This is a genomic window from Bifidobacterium sp. LH_424 (genome assembly GCF_056356895.1).
The window spans coordinates 17636-33431 of sequence record NZ_JBKEVC010000010.1 but is presented as its reverse complement, the minus strand read 5'-3'; the positions used below and the strand labels follow the sequence as shown (position 1 = coordinate 33431).

Sequence of the window (15796 nt, the reverse complement as noted above, 5' to 3'; positions counted from 1 at the left end):
CGCGACGCGGTCCGCGCAGGTCGCAACGTGATTGCGATTTCCGTGGACGATTGCGATATTCCGTGCGACGGTACGACGGTCACGCGATGACGCGATGGCGACGGCGATGATGCGATGACGCGATGGCGACGGCGATGATGCGATGACGACGGTCACGCGGCGATGATGACGTGACGATCGATTGCGCGATTCCCGATGCCGCCGAGACACCGACGCCGGCAAAGGACGGCAAACCCCGTGATGGCGATGGAAGGGGTTACAATATCCAGCAAACGTCATGGGAACGCTCACAATGGGGTGCCGCATGACGGGAACAGCGGACACGGCGACGAGGCGACTCCCGCACGGAACAGCTCCATGGAACGGCTCCACGGAACGGACGACCCACGGAACGGGATGGAAGACCCGGACCGACGGCACGACGACCGGCGAATCACCCGAACGCGCCCACCGCAACGGCAACAAGAAGAAGGAACCGCATGCACGAGAACAAGGGCGCGCCGAAGCGGACGCACCTATGGCAACGCAACCAGACCGGTAAAGCCGACCAGACCGGCCAGACCTACCAGACCGCCACTTCCCCGGCCCACGACGCCGCGGGCCGCAACCTGCGCCGCGTCACCGCCGCGCTCGCCTCCCTCGCGATGCTGGGCACGTTCGCGGTCGCCACGGCACCCGCCACCGCCGCGACCGCCGCGTCGCCGACCGACCCGGTCGACGTCACCGTGGACGGCGCGGACGTCGCCGCGGCGGCGAAGAACCGCAACGGCCTGACGTTCAAGGGCTTCGGCGTACTGTCCGCCAACTCCACCAGCTCGCTGCTGATGGACTACAAGGCGCAGAGCCCCGAGGCCTACTGGCGGATCATCACCACCTTGTTCGGCGGCGACCATCCGCTGATGAACACCGTCAAGATCGAGATGGGCAACGACCGCAACAACTCGACCGGCCCGGAGCCGGCCACGATGCGCTCGGCCGACGCCTACCCGAACGTGGCGCTGGAGCCCGGCTTCCAGCTGGCCGCCGACGCGATGAAGGTCAATCCGGACGTGCGCGTGAGCATCCTGCGCTGGCGCTCCCCCGCCTGGGTCAAGAGCAACGACGACGTGTACACGTGGTACAAGAACACGATCCTCGCCGTCTACCGCCAGTACGGCTACATGGTGGATTCGGTGAACCCGCACATCAACGAGACCGCGCCGGACCTCAACTGGACCAAGGAGTTCTCGAAGCGCGTCAAGGCCGACGAGACCGGTTTCGTCGGCGCGGGGACGGTCAAGGACCTGGACGGCAACGACGTGCCCGCGTGGAAGGACGCGACCGAGAAGAACCTGTTCCACCGCATCCGCGTCGTCATCTCCGACGAGGTGAGCACCGGCTCGTTCGGCGACGACATGCTCGCCGACAAGACGCTGCGCGACGCGGTGGATATCTCCGGCTACCACTACACCACCGGCGACCAGGGGAACAACTTCAAGACGCTCGCCGACGACTACGACAAGGAGATCTGGAACTCCGAGGCGCAGGCCACCTTCTCCAACACCGCGGACCGCGTCAACAACACCGTGGACTCTGCGTCCGGCGAGAACGCGGGCGACCGCAAGGGCACCGGCATCGGCGGCATCAACTCCGCGCTGGAGATGGGCAACTGGATCGTCGCCGGATTCGACCATTCGCGCCGCACGATGAACGTCTACCAGCCGGCCATCGGCTCGTTCTACGACGGCTTCCAGTACTCCTCGAAGGAGCTGCTGAGCGCGCGCGACCCGTGGAGCGGCTGGACGTACTACGACGGCGGCCTCGCCGTGCTCGAGCAGATCGCCGACTTCAGTACGATGGGCTACGAGACCGACGCGGACGATCCAGACGCGAACGGCGTCTGGCGCGGCATCCCGCAGGCCTCGGCCAGCGGCCTCAAGGACGGCAATCCGCCGGGGCGCGGCACGGGCTCCAACACCTCACGCGGCGGCGCCTCCTCGTACATGACGCTCGCCGCTCCGGACGCGAAGGACTTCTCCACCGTCATCGTCAACGACAGCGCCACCACGAAGACCTACCGGATCACCGCGAAGGACATGAAGCTCGGCGACGACAAGACGATGGAGCTGTGGCAGACGACGGCCGCCGCCAAGGGCGAGGCCTACGACGCGAACTACGTGCGTCTGCGCGAACAGATCCAGCCGGACGCGAACGGCACGTACACGGTCACCGTGCAGCCGTGGAGCATGCTCACCGCCACGACGCTCGACCGCGGCGCGACAGTCGGCGAGCGCATCAGCCGCCTGCCGCGCTCCGAGGAGTACACGGACGGCAAGCGCGCGGTGCTCGACACGGACGCCACCGGCGACCGCCAGGGCGTGACCGACGACGATACGCTGTACGCCGACGACTTCGAGTATCAGGGCAAGACGGTCGTCTCCTACGATCCGAAGACCGGCAAGGACGTGACGCAGGATTACCTCGCCTCCCGCGGCGGCGACACCGGCGCCACCCCGCGCTACACGAACGACACCAACGGCGCGTTCGAAGTGGTCAGGACCGACGACGGCAACCATGTGATGCGCCAGCAGGTGGGCCCCGGCATGGCGCAGGGCTCGTTCAACGGCGGCGCATGGAACGGCGGCGACCCGCAGACCACGATCGGCGACTACCGTTGGGCCAACTACGAGGTGAGCGCCGACGTGCTCTTCGAGGACGGCGGCTACGCGACGCTCGGCGCACGCCAGATGGGCGGCAACAACTCCGGCAACGGCACGTCCGCCGCCGAGATCAAGCTCTACCCGGACGGCCGGTGGTCGATGCGCCGCTACGGCGCCGAGGTCGCCTCCGGCAACGTCGCCTCGAACGCAAAGGTCGGCTTCCACAAGGGGTCGAACGTGTGGAACAGGCTGTCCGTCAAGGTCGCCGGCGACACCTACACGGTCGGCGTCAACGGCGTGGACGTCGCCACCTACCAGGACGCCTCGCCGCAGTCCAACGGCCGCGTCCAGCTCGGTTCCAGCTACGATTTCGTCCGCTTCGACAATCTCAAGGTGACGACGCTGCCCGGCTACACGCCGTACTACACGGACGTGATCGACGGCATGCATCAGACCAGCTGGGACGATTCCTCGACGCCGATCCTACAGTATGACGGCAAGTGGGATCATCTCATCGGCAAGGGCATGTTCGAATGGCTGCGTACGTCCGATACCAGCACCGGCAAGGGCGCGACGATGACCTACACGTTCGACGGCACCGGCCTCGACGTGATCGGCTCCAACGGCGGCAAGGCCAAGCTCGACGTCACGGTCGACAGCAAGCCGGTCGCGAAGGGCGCCGCGACGCAGAGCGGCGGCAACCTGCACACGTCGTTCCGTCTGCGCGGCCTGGCCAACGGCCGCCACACCGTCGCGCTCACGACCGCCACCGACGACGCGTTCAACATCGACGCCGTCGGCGTGGTCAAGGCGGACGCCGCGACCGCCGCCGGCGTGGACGTCGCCGCGCTGAAGACGCTCGTCGACTCCTACGCCGACCTCGACGCCGCCGACTGGAACGCCGACAGCTGGGTCGTGTTCGCCGCAAGCCGCGACGCCGCGACCGTTGCCCTCGCCGATCCGGCCGCCTACGGGCTCGACGCAGAGGGCGCGGCCGCGTTGACCGCGCGACTCAAGGCCGCGCGCAAGGCGCTCGTCGACAAGAACATCGCCGCCGAGACGCAGGACCTCGGTTTCACCGGCCACGCCGTGACGAAGACCGACGCCTCCACGCTGCCCGCGAAGCTCGCCGTCAAGGGCGAGACCGTCGACGTCACGTGGGACGAAGACACGGCGGAGATCCTCAAGAACACGGCCGACTACACGAAGGCCACGATCACCGGCGTCACGAAGACCGCCCTCGCCGACGGCATGAAGTACCGCTTCACCGCGCAGGTCGAGGCGGTCCCCGCCAACGTGACCTACTTCATCGACTCGAACGGCGCGGAGAACGCGCCCGAATACGCGGCGGTGAAGCAGGCGGCCACGCTGTCGAACGACAAGTTCGACCAGCGTTCCGACGGCACGACGTGGGGCTACGACGCGACCGGCCTCAAGGCGAAGAGCTACGCGGGCGACCTCGCCGCCAGCGACAAGACCGACACCGGCTGGTACCAGGACGGCGACACGCTGACCTACTACCTGCCGCTCAAGGCCGGCACGTACAAGCTGACCGCGGGCGCGCGCGAATGGTGGAACCAGACGCGCGAGATGTCGCAGACCGTCAAGGCGGCCGACGGCACGACGCTCGCCACCGGCGCGAGCATCAAGCTCGGTTCCTCCGCGCAGACGGCCACGGGCACGGTTGAATTCTCCGTCCCCACCGACCAGACCGTCACGTATACGCTCGGCAAGGTCGGCTCCCAGAAGCCGGTCATCAGCTGGCTCGCCGTCGCCGAGAACACCGACTACGGCTTCGTCGGCGCGACCGTCAAGGGCGAGGCGCTGCCGAAGCAGGTGACGGTGAACGGCGCCACGGTCACGGTCAAATCGTGGAGCGAGGAGTCGGCCGCCGCCGTGAACAACGCCGACGACTACACGAAGGCCGCCGTCTCCGGCGTCACCGCCGAGGGCAAGACGTTCACCGCCGAGCTCGAGGCGCTGCCCGCCGACGTGCGCTACTTCATCGACTCCGGAACCGCGCAATCACCCGAATACGCGGCGGTGAAGGCCGTCGTGCCGGACCTGCTCAACGACGCCGCCGACCGCACGTCGGACGGCACGTCGTGGGGCTACGACGCCGACGGCGTGAAGGTGAAGGGCGGCACCGACTCGAACGACAAGTTCAGCACCGGACTGTACGCCGAATCCGGCAAGGACATCACCTACCGCCTGCCGCTCGAGGCCGGCTCGTACACGCTGGAGGCCGGCTTCCACGAATGGTGGCAGTCGCGCAGCATGAAGGCGTACGTGCGTGACGCGTCCGGCAAGGAGCTCGCCTCCGGCAACATGGACATGTCCGGAGCCGGCGACTCGAAGACGCTGCCGGTCGAGTTCACGCTCGACTCGGCGCAGACCGTCACGTTCACGGTCTCCAAGGTGAGCGCCGACCCGGTCCTGAGCTGGCTCGCCATCGCCGGCAAGGCCAAAGAGACGCCGACGCCGAAGCCCGCCGACAAGACCGCACTGGACGCCGCGATCACCGAGGCGCTGACGAAGCGGGAGGCGGACTACACGGCCGCCAGCTGGAAGCCGTTCGCCGCCGCGCTGGACGCCGCGCGGAAGGTGGCCGACGATGCCGCCGCCACGCAGCAGCAGGTCGACGACGCCGCGAAGGCGCTGACCGAGGCGACGAAGGCGCTCGTCAAACGTCCGTCGGTCGAACCGACCACGCCGGCCGACAAAACCGACCTGCGCACGCTGGTCACACGGATGCGCGAACTGCGTGAAGGCAGCTACACGCCCGACAGCTGGAAGCCGTTCGCGGCCGCGCTCAAGCGGGCCGAGACGGTGCTCGGCGACGATGACGCGACGCAACAGCAGGTCGACGACGCCGCGGCCGCGCTCGAACAGGCCTACGGCAGGCTGCAGTCCGCCGGCGACGGCGGCAACAGCGGCGACAACGGTGGCAACGAGGGCACGGGCGATGAATCCGGTAATGGTTCCGGTAACGGCAATGGTTCCGCCGGCTCCGGCGCGAACGGCGGCACCGTGAACGGGTCGAACGGCACGAACGACACGAACGGGTCTGGCGCGGCGCTGTCCGCGTCCGGCGCGTCCGTCGCCGTGGCCGCGATCGCGACGGCCGCGCTGGCGGTCGCCGGCATCGCCGTCACCTTCGCGCGTCGCCGCGCGCGGTGAGCGGCGCACGGTGGGAGTCGCGTGTGACGCGACGCGCGCGACTCCCGTGACATGAGCATGGCCCGATGGCACGTCTTCCGACGTGGCCATCGGGCCATTTCGTTACGTTGTGGTGCGTTCCGTCACGTTGTGTGCGGATTTACGTTGTGTGCGGATCGCGCGCGTGACGTGGCACGTTCAGCGCCACAGCACGATCGATTTGGAATCGGGGTCGGCGTCGACGCGACGATGCGGGCGACCGGGCAGTTCACGCGTCTGCGTGCGGATCGCGCGACGCCACATGCGTGCGCTGTTGGACCGCTGCATCTCGATGATGTCGCCGTCGCGGCCGGCCGCGAACACGCTCTCCTCACCGGCCGACTGCAATCGACGGACCTGACGACGCAGCTGGCGGTTCTCCTCCTGCAACGTGAGGATGCGGGTGATGCCGGACAGGTTGATGCCCTCCGACTGGCTCAATCGCTGCGCCTGCACGAGACGGTCGATGTCGCGCAGACAATAGCGGCGGGCACCGCCTTCCGTGCGCTGCGGCGTGACGAGACCGACGCGGTCGTACTGGCGCAGGGTCTGCGGGTGGATGTCGGCGATCTCCGCCGCCTGACCGACGGTGAACACCGCCAGATCGAGGTCGAAGCCGGCGTCGTCGGCACCGTCGAGATCGGCGCGGCCGAGCACGATCGCCGCCGCGCACATCGCATACAACTGGCGCACCTCACGGGCGATCCTCGCCATCATTCACCTCCTGACAACGGGCTCACCGCGGAATGTAGTCGCCGGCGGCCTTGTCGAACTCCTTGGCGGCGTGCTTGACACCGAGACCCGGCTTGGCGGGCACCTGGATCATCACACGACCGACGAGGTCGCCCGGGGTGTTGCCGGATTGCACGCCCTTGCCGGAGATTCGCACTTCGGCACCGCTGGACGAGCCGGCGGGCACCTTGAACGTGACGGTCTCGCCGTCGATGTCCTTCGCCTCGACCTTCGCGCCGGCGACGGCTTCGGCGACGCTCACGGGCAGGTCCATGACGAGGTCATGACCGCGCATCGTGAACTTGGAGTCGGGCTTCACGTTGACCTGCAGGTACAGGTCGCCGTGCTTGCCGCCGTTGACGCCCGCATGGCCCTTGCCTGCCAGACGGATCTTCTGCCCATCCTTCACGCCGGCGGGGATGTGCGTCTTGAACTTGGAACCGTCGACGGACAGGGACACAGTCGCGCCCTTCGCGGCCTGGCGCAGGGTCAGGCTGATCTTCGAGTTGCGGTCCTTGCCCTTCTTCGGCTGCGGGGTCTCCTCGTAGCCGCCGTACGCGCCGGCGTCACCATACGCGCCGTAGGGCGAGCCGCCATGTGCGCCTGCGCCGGCAGCGCCGCCGAACATCGAGAAGATGTCGTTGAGGTTCGGATTGCCGCCGCCGGACGTGGAGAAGTGGATGCGGGAGCCGTTGCCGCCCATGCCCGCGCCACCGCCGAACATCGAACCGAAGATGTCGGAGAATCCGGAGGCGTCGAAGCCGCCCTGGCCGGAACCGCCGGCGAAGCGGGCGCCGCCCATGCCGAACTGGCGGATCGCATCGTACTTCTGGCGCGAGTCCTTGTTGCTCAGCACGTCGTAGGCTTCGGAGATGTCCTTGAACTTCTCTTCGGCCTCCTTCGTCTTGTTGAGGTCGGGGTGGTACTTGCGGGCCAGCTTGCGGTAGGCCTTGGTGATGTCGGAATCGGAGGCGTCCTTGGAGACACCAAGGACTTTGTAGAAGTCTTTGCTCAGCCATTCGTTCTCAGCCATTCATGTCTCCTTTCGTGTTGAAGTCTTGTATGTACGTATTGAAGTCCGTATACGAGCTTGATATTCCCGCCGTATAGGGGGTGATATTCCCGCTCCCGCTGGCGGGAGCTGTCGAGCGAAGCGAGACTGAGGGTGGTTGTCCAACCGGGAACCACCCTCAGTCAGCCTTCGGCTGCCAGCTCCCGCCAGCGGGAGCGAGGAATCCATGCAAGCCGATTATCGAATCAGGCGCTACGCGCGCCCGCTCCCCCTCATAGAGGAGCAGAGCGTCTGCGATCAGTTGTGCGGGGAGGCTACGACGACTCGGGCGGCGCGGATCACGCGGTCGCCGATGCGGTAGCCGGCCTCCACGACCGTGTCGACGGTCTCCTTCTCGGCCGTATCGTCCGGCTTGTGCAGGATCGCGTCATGCTTGGTCGGGTCGAACTCCTCGCCGGCCTCGCCGAACTTCTCGACGCCGAACTTCTCGAACGCCTTGTCGATCTTCGCGGCGACGGCCTTGAACGAATCGTCCATCTCGCTGTTGGCGCGGATGCGGTCGATGTCGTCGAGGGCGGGCAGCAGCGCGGTCAGCACGTCGATGATGCCGTGCTCGCGGAAGCGCTCCTGCTCCTTCTTCGCGCGGTTGCGGTAGTTGATGAACTCCGCGCGCTCGCGCTGCAGGGCCTCGAGGTAGTCGGCGGCCTCCTTCTTGGCCTGGCCCAGCGGGGTCAGGGTGTCGGAGTCCTTGCCGTCCTTGGCGTCGGCCGGAGTCTCTCCCTCAGTCGCGGCGTTCGCCGCGCCAGCTCCCTCGTCAGAGGGAGCCGAAGAAGAGGCCGCGGCATTAGCCGCGTCCGTTCCCTTATCGGAAGGAGTCGAGGCGGCGGCCGCGTCGGCGGGGGTGTCGGCCGGGGCCGACGACGCGGCGTTCTTCGCGTCGTCGGCGTCGGGCAGGTCGTTCAGGTAGTCGTCCTTGTTGAACTCAGCCATCGGACGGGACCTTACTTGTTGTCCTTGTCGTCGTCGTCCACGACCTCGGCGTCCACCACGTCGTCGTCACCGCCGTTGGAGGCGGAACCGGCGCCCGCGGCACCGGCGGCACCGGCAGCGCCGGCCGCACCGGCGGCATCCGCCGCGCCCTGCTGGGCGTAGAGGGCCTGGCCGATCTTCTGGGCGGAGGTCATCAGCTCGGTCTGAGCGGTCTTGACCTTCTCGATGTCGTCGCCCTTGAGGGCTTCCTTGAGGGCGTTGACCTTCTCGGTGACCTCGTTGGCGACCTCATCGGAGAGCTTGTCCTTGTTGTCGGCGACGAGCTTCTCGGTCTGGTAGGCGAAGGCCTCGGCCTGGTTGCGGGTCTCGGCGTCCTCCTTGCGCTTCTTGTCCTCGGCCTCGTGGGCTTCGGCCTCCTTGACCATGCGGTCGATCTCGTCCTTCGGCAGGCCGGAACCGCCGGTGATGGTCATCGACTGCTCCTTGCCGGTGCCCTTGTCCTTGGCGGACACGTGCACGATGCCGTTGGCGTCGATGTCGAAGGTGACCTCGATCTGCGGGACGCCACGCGGAGCCGGCGCGATGCCGGTCAGCTCGAAGGTGCCCAGCGGCTTGTTGTCGCGCGCGAACTCGCGCTCGCCCTGGTAGACCTGGATCAGCACGGACGGCTGGTTGTCCTCGGCGGTGGAGAACACCTCGGAACGCTTGGTCGGGATGGCGGTGTTGCGGTCGATGAGCTTGGTCATGATGCCGCCCTTGGTCTCGATGCCGAGGGAGAGCGGGGTCACGTCGATGAGCAGGACGTCCTTGCGGTCGCCCTTGATGACGCCGGACTGCACGGCGGCGCCGACGGCGACGACCTCATCCGGGTTGACGGACTGGTTCGCTTCCTTGCCGCCGGTGAGCTCCTTGACGAGCTCCTTGACGGCCGGCATACGGGTGGAACCACCGACGAGCACCACGTGGTCGATCTGGCCGACGGAGATGTTCGCGTCGCGCAGCACGTTGTTGAACGGCGTGCGGCAGCGGCCGAGCAGGTCGGAGGTCATTTCCTCGAAGTGCGCACGGGTCAGGGTCTCGTCCAGGTGGACCGGGGTGCCGTCGGGCGTCATGGCCAGGTACTGCATGGAGATGGAGGTCGAGGTCGAGGAGGAGAGCTCCTTCTTGGCCTGCTCCGCGGCTTCCTTCAGACGCTGCAGGGCGATCTTGTCCTTGCTCAGGTCGATGCCGTACTTGTTCTTGACTTCGGTGACGAGCCAGTCGATGATCTTCTGATCCCAATCGTCGCCGCCGAGGTGGTTGTCGCCGTTGGTGGCCTGCACCTGGATGGTGGAGAAGCCGTCCTCGTCCTTGCCGATCTCCAGCAGGGAGACATCGAAGGTGCCGCCGCCGAGGTCGAAGACCAGGATGCGTTCGTCCTCCTTGCCCTTCTCCAGACCGTAGGCCAGCGCGGCCGCGGTCGGCTCGTTGATGATGCGCAGGACGTTCAGGCCGGCGATCTTGCCGGCGTCCTTGGTGGCCTGGCGCTGGGCGTCGTTGAAGTACGCCGGGCAGGTGATGACGGCGTCGGTGACGGGCTCGCCGAGGTAGGCCTCGGCGTCCCTCTTCAGCTTCATCAGGATCTGCGCGGAGATCTCCTGAGGGGTCCACTTCTTGCCGTCGATCTCGACGGTCCAGTCGGTGCCCATGTGACGCTTGACGGAGGAGATGGTGCGGTCGACGTTGGTCACGGCCTGGCGCTTGGCGACCTCACCGACGAGGATCTCGCCGGACTTGGAGAACGCGACCACGGACGGCGTGGTGCGCGCGCCTTCGGCGTTGACGATGACCGTGGGCTCGCCGCCTTCGAGGGTGGCGATGCAGGAATTCGTGGTGCCCAGATCGATACCAACTGCACGTGCCATAATGTGTGCTCCTTTGTTCTTGTGTTCGTTCTTACGTTCTTCGCTCAGGTTCCGGGTGCGATCGGTGCGGCCCGACCGCCCGGCCCTTTGCCGTTCCAAAACTTGAGCCTACACCACTCAACTTCCACTCCGCAAGTTTTATTCCCACATTCGCCACAAAATCTTGAGCGCATCCCACTCAAGTTCGAAAACACGGACGGCGACGGCAACGTTCGCAGTATGATGGAACGCCACACGGCAACGCACGCACGAGGAGGAGGACACCATGGGCAAGGCCGATATCCACGACGTGGCCAAGGCGGCCGGGGTGTCCATCTCCACCGTTTCGCGCGCGTTCACGCGCCCCGAGCTTGTCTCCGCGAAGACCCGCGCCAAGGTGCTCGCGGTGGCCGACCAGCTCGACTTCAACATCTCGCGTTCCGCCACCGCGCTCAAATCCGGCCGCACGAACCGCGTGGCGCTGCTGATGAACGAGGAGATCACCAGCTGGTTCAACGCCGAGGTCTTCGCCGGACTCGAATCGGCGATGCACCCGGCCGGCTACGACATCTCCCTGTTCCAGCACATCGACACGGCGGAGAACCGGCGCGAGTTCTTCACCAACCTGCCGATCCGCCGCAACGTGGACGCCGTGTTCGTCGCCTCGTTCGCCATCGACCCGCACGAGGTGGAACAGCTCCGCCGCATCCACGTGCCGATCGTCGGCATCAACACCCCTTCCGACGAGGGTCTCGACGCGTCGGTCGGTATCGACGATGAGGAGGGCATGCGCAAGGCGACGCAGCATCTCATCGGTCTCGGGCACCACCGCATCGTCTACCCATGCTCGGAGGCGGTGAAGAATCTGGACGCCTCGATCGACGCCCGCACGCGCGGGTTCGTCCGCGCATGCGAGGAGGCGGAAGGCAGGCACGACATCGACTGGCAGGTGCTCACCGTGCCGCGCGGCCCCGAATTCGTGGATTCCGCGCTGGCGGCCCTGCTGGCGCTCGACGAGTTCCCGGACGCGATCTGCTGCCAGATGGACATGATGGCGATTCCACTCATGGTCAAGCTGGAACGCTACGGTCACCGCACACCCCGCGACTATTCGATCGTCGGCTTCGACGACAGCCCGTATGCGGACACGCTCAATCTCACCACGATGCGTCAGGACCCATACGCGATGGGGCGCAAGGCGGCGAAAAAGGCGCTCGACCTCATGCAGGGGAAGACGCTCGACGCCCCGCACGAGACGGTCGAGGCACAACTCGTCCTACGCGGCACCGACGCCCCATACCACGGCTGAACCGAACCGTCACGGGCGCCCGCCAGTCCGCACCTCCAGCAGGCACACATCTACAGCAGGCACCCCGCCCACAGCATCAGCGGGTACAGCACGGCGAACACCCACTTCACCCACGCATGTCCATCGCGATCGCGGTATCCGAGTTCGCCGTTGCGGTAGTGGAGGATGGCGACGCCCACGGCCGGCGTGATGCACATGACCGCGCCCAGCAGGCCCGCGGTGAACATCATCGTGTTCTCGCGCGGCGACAGGAAACGGAACACCAGCACGAACGCAAGCGTGAGCACGCCCACGGGCATGACCCTCTGCCGCACCCCGACGTGCAGCAGCAGATCCCACAGCACGCCGGCCACGATCACCGCCACGGCCGCGGCCCGCCACATCGCACCCACGTACCGCGTGCGGAGACGGTCGAGCACGACCAGCACGATGAGCGCGACCAGCAGCCCCCACACGGGATTCTGCACGCGCAGGTCGAACCACCGACCGGCCGTCAACCGGTCGTAGGCGGGTTCGGCGAGCGCCGCGACCGCGCACAGGCGCAACGCGTACCGCCTCACGTCATGCGTGTGCCGCCATCCGTCGAACAGCAGCCACGCGTAGATCGGCACCGCGCACCAGGACGCGGCCTCGCAGACGACCGCGGCCGTCAGAGCGGTCATGTTGTCCGCCGTGGGCGCGCCGAACAGCAGCGGCGCGAGCGTGGTGGAGGCGACGGACAGCGCCATGAACACCGCGGCGATCGTCTTGAGACGGAATACGGACAGGCCTTTGCGGCGTCTGCCGCCCGCGGCCTGCTTGCGCCGTCGTTCCATTTCGGTGTCGTTCATCGTTCCTCCGTTGCGTTCGGGATTCTCGCCCGGCCGGCACATTCCACGGGCGCTCAGACGCCCAGGTACTTCATGAGACCGGCGTAGTCGGGCCCGTCCAGGGAGAGGACGGCGTACGCGCTCGACCGCGGATCATCCTGCGGGGAGATCGCGGTGCGCAGGTAGACACCGTCGATGCCGGCGCCCTTCGCGCCGAGGATGTCCGCCCGCTCGTCGTTGCCGACCATCACCGTGCGGCCCGGGTCGGCCAGGACCCCATCCAGCGCGATGCGGTAGATGCGTGGCGACGGCTTGCGCACGCCCACCTCGCTGGAGATGACGATGCCGTCGAACAGCGACTCCAGTTCCAGCCCGCGCAGTTCCGGCCGCGTGTAGCCCGATTGCGCGTTGCTGACGAGCACCACCGTGAGGCCCGCCTCGCGCAGCCGTGTGAGCATGGCCTCGGCGCCCGGGTAGAGACGCAGCAGGCTGGTGCTGGCACGACGGAACGTCCACGCCAGCTGAAGGGCCCAAGGCAGCACCATCGGCCCGAGGTTGGCCAGGTCGCCCACGTCGGCCATCGCGACCGCCTGCGGATCCCTGGAGGCAGGGTCGACGACGGTATCCTCCGCCGCCAACGCCGCATAGACGGGCAGCAGGTCGGGTTCGGCGTTCCCGCCGCGCACGCCGGCCGCCCGGGCCAGCACCGGCGCGGCCAGCGCATCGAACCGGGCCTTGAGCGCGGCCGCGTCACGGAACGTCACGCCGGAATGGTCCTCCAACACCTCGCGCAACGCCTCCCACGCGGCCGGCGACTCCTCGTCGGTACGGATGTCCACCAACGTGCCGTACAGGTCGAAGAACACCGTGTCATAGCGGCGTTCGCGCATGGGCTCAGACATGACGCCTCCTCCACACGGTGATGCTGTACGGGGGCAACGGCATCGCGCGATCCTCCACGGACGGCAGCGGCAGGGCGGCCGCGTCGTCGTCGGGCGACGCATCGGAACCGGACGCGCCATCGGACGGAACAGTCCAATCGTATGCCGCTGCCGGACCGGACGCGAACCCGTCGGCGGCGCAATAGAGACACCGCCAGTCGTCGGGCGCGATCTTCGCGACCTCGTCGTACGGGGCGGACGTCTCCAGGGCCACCGTGGACTGCAGGCGCGTCTCCCCCACCGGGTTCACGGCCACACAGTCGTCGCCGACGCGGAACACCACCGTCTCGTCGTCGCGCGGCACGATCGTGCGCGCGCCGCCGAAGTACGCGGGGTTGCCGCGACGCAACCGGATGAGCGCCGCGTAATGGGCCACCAATGCGTGGAGGCGACGGGCGCGACGCCAGTCGAGCCGGTTGAGCGCGGCGGGACTGCGGTAGGAGTCGGAGTCGCCGCGCTTGGTGCGCGCGAACTCCTCGCCGGACAGCAGGAACGGCACGCCGGCGGCGGTGAACACGATGCCGGCGGCGAGCCGGTTCGCGGCCATGAGGTCCGCGCACCGGCCGCCGGAGTCAACGTCGTCCGCCGCGTAGTCGGCTTCCGTGGGGAGCCGGCGCATCGCGGCGCACAGTTTGTCCCACAACGTGAGGTCGTCGTGCGCGGAGACGTATTGGATGACCTGCGCGACGGATGCGGTCTCGTGCGGCGTGCCGCGCCACGCGTCCGCCGCATGGCGGATGTCGTCCGCGTAGTCGGCGGCCGCGCCGGACAGGTATCCGGGCTCCTTGTGATAGAAGATGTGGCCGCGCACCGCGTCGCGCGTCGTATCGCAGAACGCGCCGATGCGCGGGCTCAGGTACGGCAGGCCGCGTTTGTCGGCGAGGACGACGCCGGCGGCCGGGTCGAGCGCGGTCCTGCGCGCCGACCACGGCTCGCCGTGCATGAGGATCGTCGCGCCGCCCGGCAGCTCGTCGAGCGCGGTGCGGATCGCGTTCATCGTGTCGACGTCGATGAGTCCCATCAGGTCGAAGCGGAATCCGTCGATATGGTATTCGCGCGCCCAGTACGTCACCGAATCCACGATGTAGCGGCGCATCATCGGATGCTCGGTGGCCACGTCGTTCGTGCAGGCGGAGCCGTCCGCGAACGTGCCGTCGGCGCGGCGGCGCAGGCAGTAGCCGGGGATCATGCGCTCGAACCAGTTGTCCGTGGAGAACATGTGGTTGTAGACCACGTCCATGATGACCTTGATGCCGGCGGCGTGCAGCGCCTGGATCATGCGCTTGCACTCCCTGATGCGCACCTCGCCGTGGAACGGGTCGGTGCTGTACGAGCCTTCAGGCACGTTGTAGTTGAGCGGATCATAGCCCCAGTTGAAGCCGTGGCGCGGATCGTCGTGCGCGAGGGATTCGTCGATGGAACCGTAGTCGTAGAACGGCATGAGCTGGACGGCGGTCACGCCGAGATGCTTCAGGTAGGCGACGCATGTGGGGAATTCGCCGTCGCCGTCGACGCTCGTGTCGTCGTAGGTGAACGCGAGATACGTGCCGCGATGCTCGAACGGGACGCCGCTGTGCATGTCGTCGCTGAAGTCGCCGACATGCGTCTCCCAGATGACAAGGTCGTGGCTGGCGACGTGCGGGCGACGGTCGGCCTCCCAGCCGTCCGGGTCGGTGCGCGCGAGGTCGACGACCATGCTGCGCCGGCCGTTCACGCCGGCCGCGCGCGCCCACGGGTCGGCGGTGCGGTGCGTCGTGCCGTCGGGGAATCGGACGAGATAGTCGTAGTAGACGCCGTGGCCGACGCCGTCGCAGCGCGCCGCCCACGTGCCGTCCGCGCCGGGGACGAGGTCGCGCGAGGCGAACGGGCCGGCGCAGTCGCCCGCGGATTCCGCGGCGCCGGCGATGGACGCCGCGGGCTCCTCGACGGCGGACTCGGCGTCCGAACCGTAGCGGAACAACCGCAGCGTCACGCCGGACGCGGTCGGCGCCCACACGCGGAACGTGGTGCCTGCGGCGTCCGGACGCGCGCCCAAATCGCCGCCGGCGTATACCGGCAGATCGGGGCACGGCAGGGCCGGCTCGGCGGGTGTGCCGGCGGCCACGGCCGGAATCTGCACGGGCTTCTCCATCGAAGTCTCCTTTCATGGAACGCGGCGCCCGCCGGACAGGCCGGCGAGCGCCGCGATGATATGCAAGTGACGGCCCTCCTCCGGCCCCGCAAGAACGGACCGGCCTGCGGCCGGGCCCGATCCTGCCTTCGTTCGGCTGTCGCCTCACTCAG

The 15796-nt window shown here is 67.7% G+C and carries 9 protein-coding genes; 2 read left to right on the top strand and 7 right to left on the bottom strand.

The window, feature by feature from the left end; translation table 11 throughout:
• The first annotated feature begins 479 nt into the window (after positions 1–479).
• Positions 480–5819: a 3-keto-alpha-glucoside-1,2-lyase-like domain-containing protein gene (locus AC1AYP_RS08515; protein WP_476503169.1), complete on the top strand. Its 5340-nt coding sequence runs from the start codon at positions 480–482 to the stop codon at positions 5817–5819.
• Between the two features lie 177 nt (positions 5820–5996).
• Here AC1AYP_RS08515 and AC1AYP_RS08510 read toward each other — a convergent pair whose 3' ends face one another.
• From AC1AYP_RS08510 to dnaK, 4 genes are all read right to left on the bottom strand, one after another.
• Positions 5997–6551, bottom strand: a complete 555-nt coding sequence (locus AC1AYP_RS08510) for a heat shock protein transcriptional repressor HspR (RefSeq protein ID WP_476503195.1) — start codon at positions 6549–6551, stop codon at positions 5997–5999.
• 22 nt (positions 6552–6573) lie between these two features.
• Positions 6574–7602: a DnaJ C-terminal domain-containing protein gene (locus AC1AYP_RS08505; protein WP_476547531.1), complete on the bottom strand. Its 1029-nt coding sequence runs from the start codon at positions 7600–7602 to the stop codon at positions 6574–6576.
• Between the two features lie 276 nt (positions 7603–7878).
• Positions 7879–8571, bottom strand: coding sequence for a nucleotide exchange factor GrpE (gene grpE, locus AC1AYP_RS08500; protein ID WP_476547529.1), 693 nt, complete (start codon positions 8569–8571; stop codon positions 7879–7881).
• 11 nt (positions 8572–8582) lie between these two features.
• Positions 8583–10475 (bottom strand): molecular chaperone DnaK, encoded by a 1893-nt coding sequence (gene dnaK / locus AC1AYP_RS08495; RefSeq protein ID WP_476547527.1) that lies wholly within the window; start codon positions 10473–10475, stop codon positions 8583–8585.
• Positions 10476–10740: 265 nt separating this feature from the next.
• Between dnaK and AC1AYP_RS08490 the strand changes: the two genes are divergently transcribed.
• The gene (locus tag AC1AYP_RS08490) at positions 10741–11763 is read left to right on the top strand and encodes a LacI family DNA-binding transcriptional regulator (protein ID WP_476547525.1); all 1023 of its coding nucleotides are present in this window, start codon (positions 10741–10743) and stop codon (positions 11761–11763) included.
• A gap of 50 nt (positions 11764–11813) precedes the next feature.
• On the opposite strand, the gene AC1AYP_RS08485 is transcribed toward AC1AYP_RS08490, so the two are convergent.
• The 3 genes from AC1AYP_RS08485 to pulA are packed head-to-tail and all read right to left on the bottom strand — an operon-like array spanning position 11814 to position 15644.
• Complete coding sequence (locus tag AC1AYP_RS08485) at positions 11814–12593, bottom strand: TraX family protein (RefSeq protein WP_476547523.1); 780 nt, start codon at positions 12591–12593, stop codon at positions 11814–11816.
• Positions 12594–12646: 53 nt separating this feature from the next.
• Entirely contained in the window at positions 12647–13474 is an 828-nt protein-coding gene (locus tag AC1AYP_RS08480; protein WP_476547521.1) for an HAD family hydrolase, read from the bottom strand.
• Positions 13467–15644 carry a type I pullulanase gene (pulA, locus tag AC1AYP_RS08475; RefSeq protein WP_476547519.1) on the bottom strand — a complete coding sequence of 726 codons (2178 nt, stop codon included), beginning with the start codon at positions 15642–15644 and terminating at the stop codon, positions 13467–13469. The genes AC1AYP_RS08480 and pulA overlap by 8 nt, the downstream gene beginning before the upstream one ends.
• Positions 15645–15796: the final 152 nt, after the last annotated feature.

Excerpts from the sequence above, each read along its gene's own strand:
- pulA (WP_476547519.1), bottom strand. The coding sequence starts at position 15,644 with ATGGAGAAGCCCGTGCAGATTCCGGCCGTGGCCGCCGGCACACCCGCC.
- grpE (WP_476547529.1), bottom strand. The coding sequence starts at position 8,571 with ATGGCTGAGTTCAACAAGGACGACTACCTGAACGACCTGCCCGACGCC.
- AC1AYP_RS08510 (WP_476503195.1), bottom strand. The coding sequence starts at position 6,551 with ATGGCGAGGATCGCCCGTGAGGTGCGCCAGTTGTATGCGATGTGCGCG.
- AC1AYP_RS08505 (WP_476547531.1), bottom strand. The coding sequence starts at position 7,602 with ATGGCTGAGAACGAATGGCTGAGCAAAGACTTCTACAAAGTCCTTGGT.
- AC1AYP_RS08485 (WP_476547523.1), bottom strand. The coding sequence starts at position 12,593 with ATGAACGACACCGAAATGGAACGACGGCGCAAGCAGGCCGCGGGCGGC.
- AC1AYP_RS08490 (WP_476547525.1), top strand. The coding sequence starts at position 10,741 with ATGGGCAAGGCCGATATCCACGACGTGGCCAAGGCGGCCGGGGTGTCC.
- AC1AYP_RS08515 (WP_476503169.1), top strand. The coding sequence starts at position 480 with ATGCACGAGAACAAGGGCGCGCCGAAGCGGACGCACCTATGGCAACGC.
- AC1AYP_RS08480 (WP_476547521.1), bottom strand. The coding sequence starts at position 13,474 with ATGTCTGAGCCCATGCGCGAACGCCGCTATGACACGGTGTTCTTCGAC.
- dnaK (WP_476547527.1), bottom strand. The coding sequence starts at position 10,475 with ATGGCACGTGCAGTTGGTATCGATCTGGGCACCACGAATTCCTGCATC.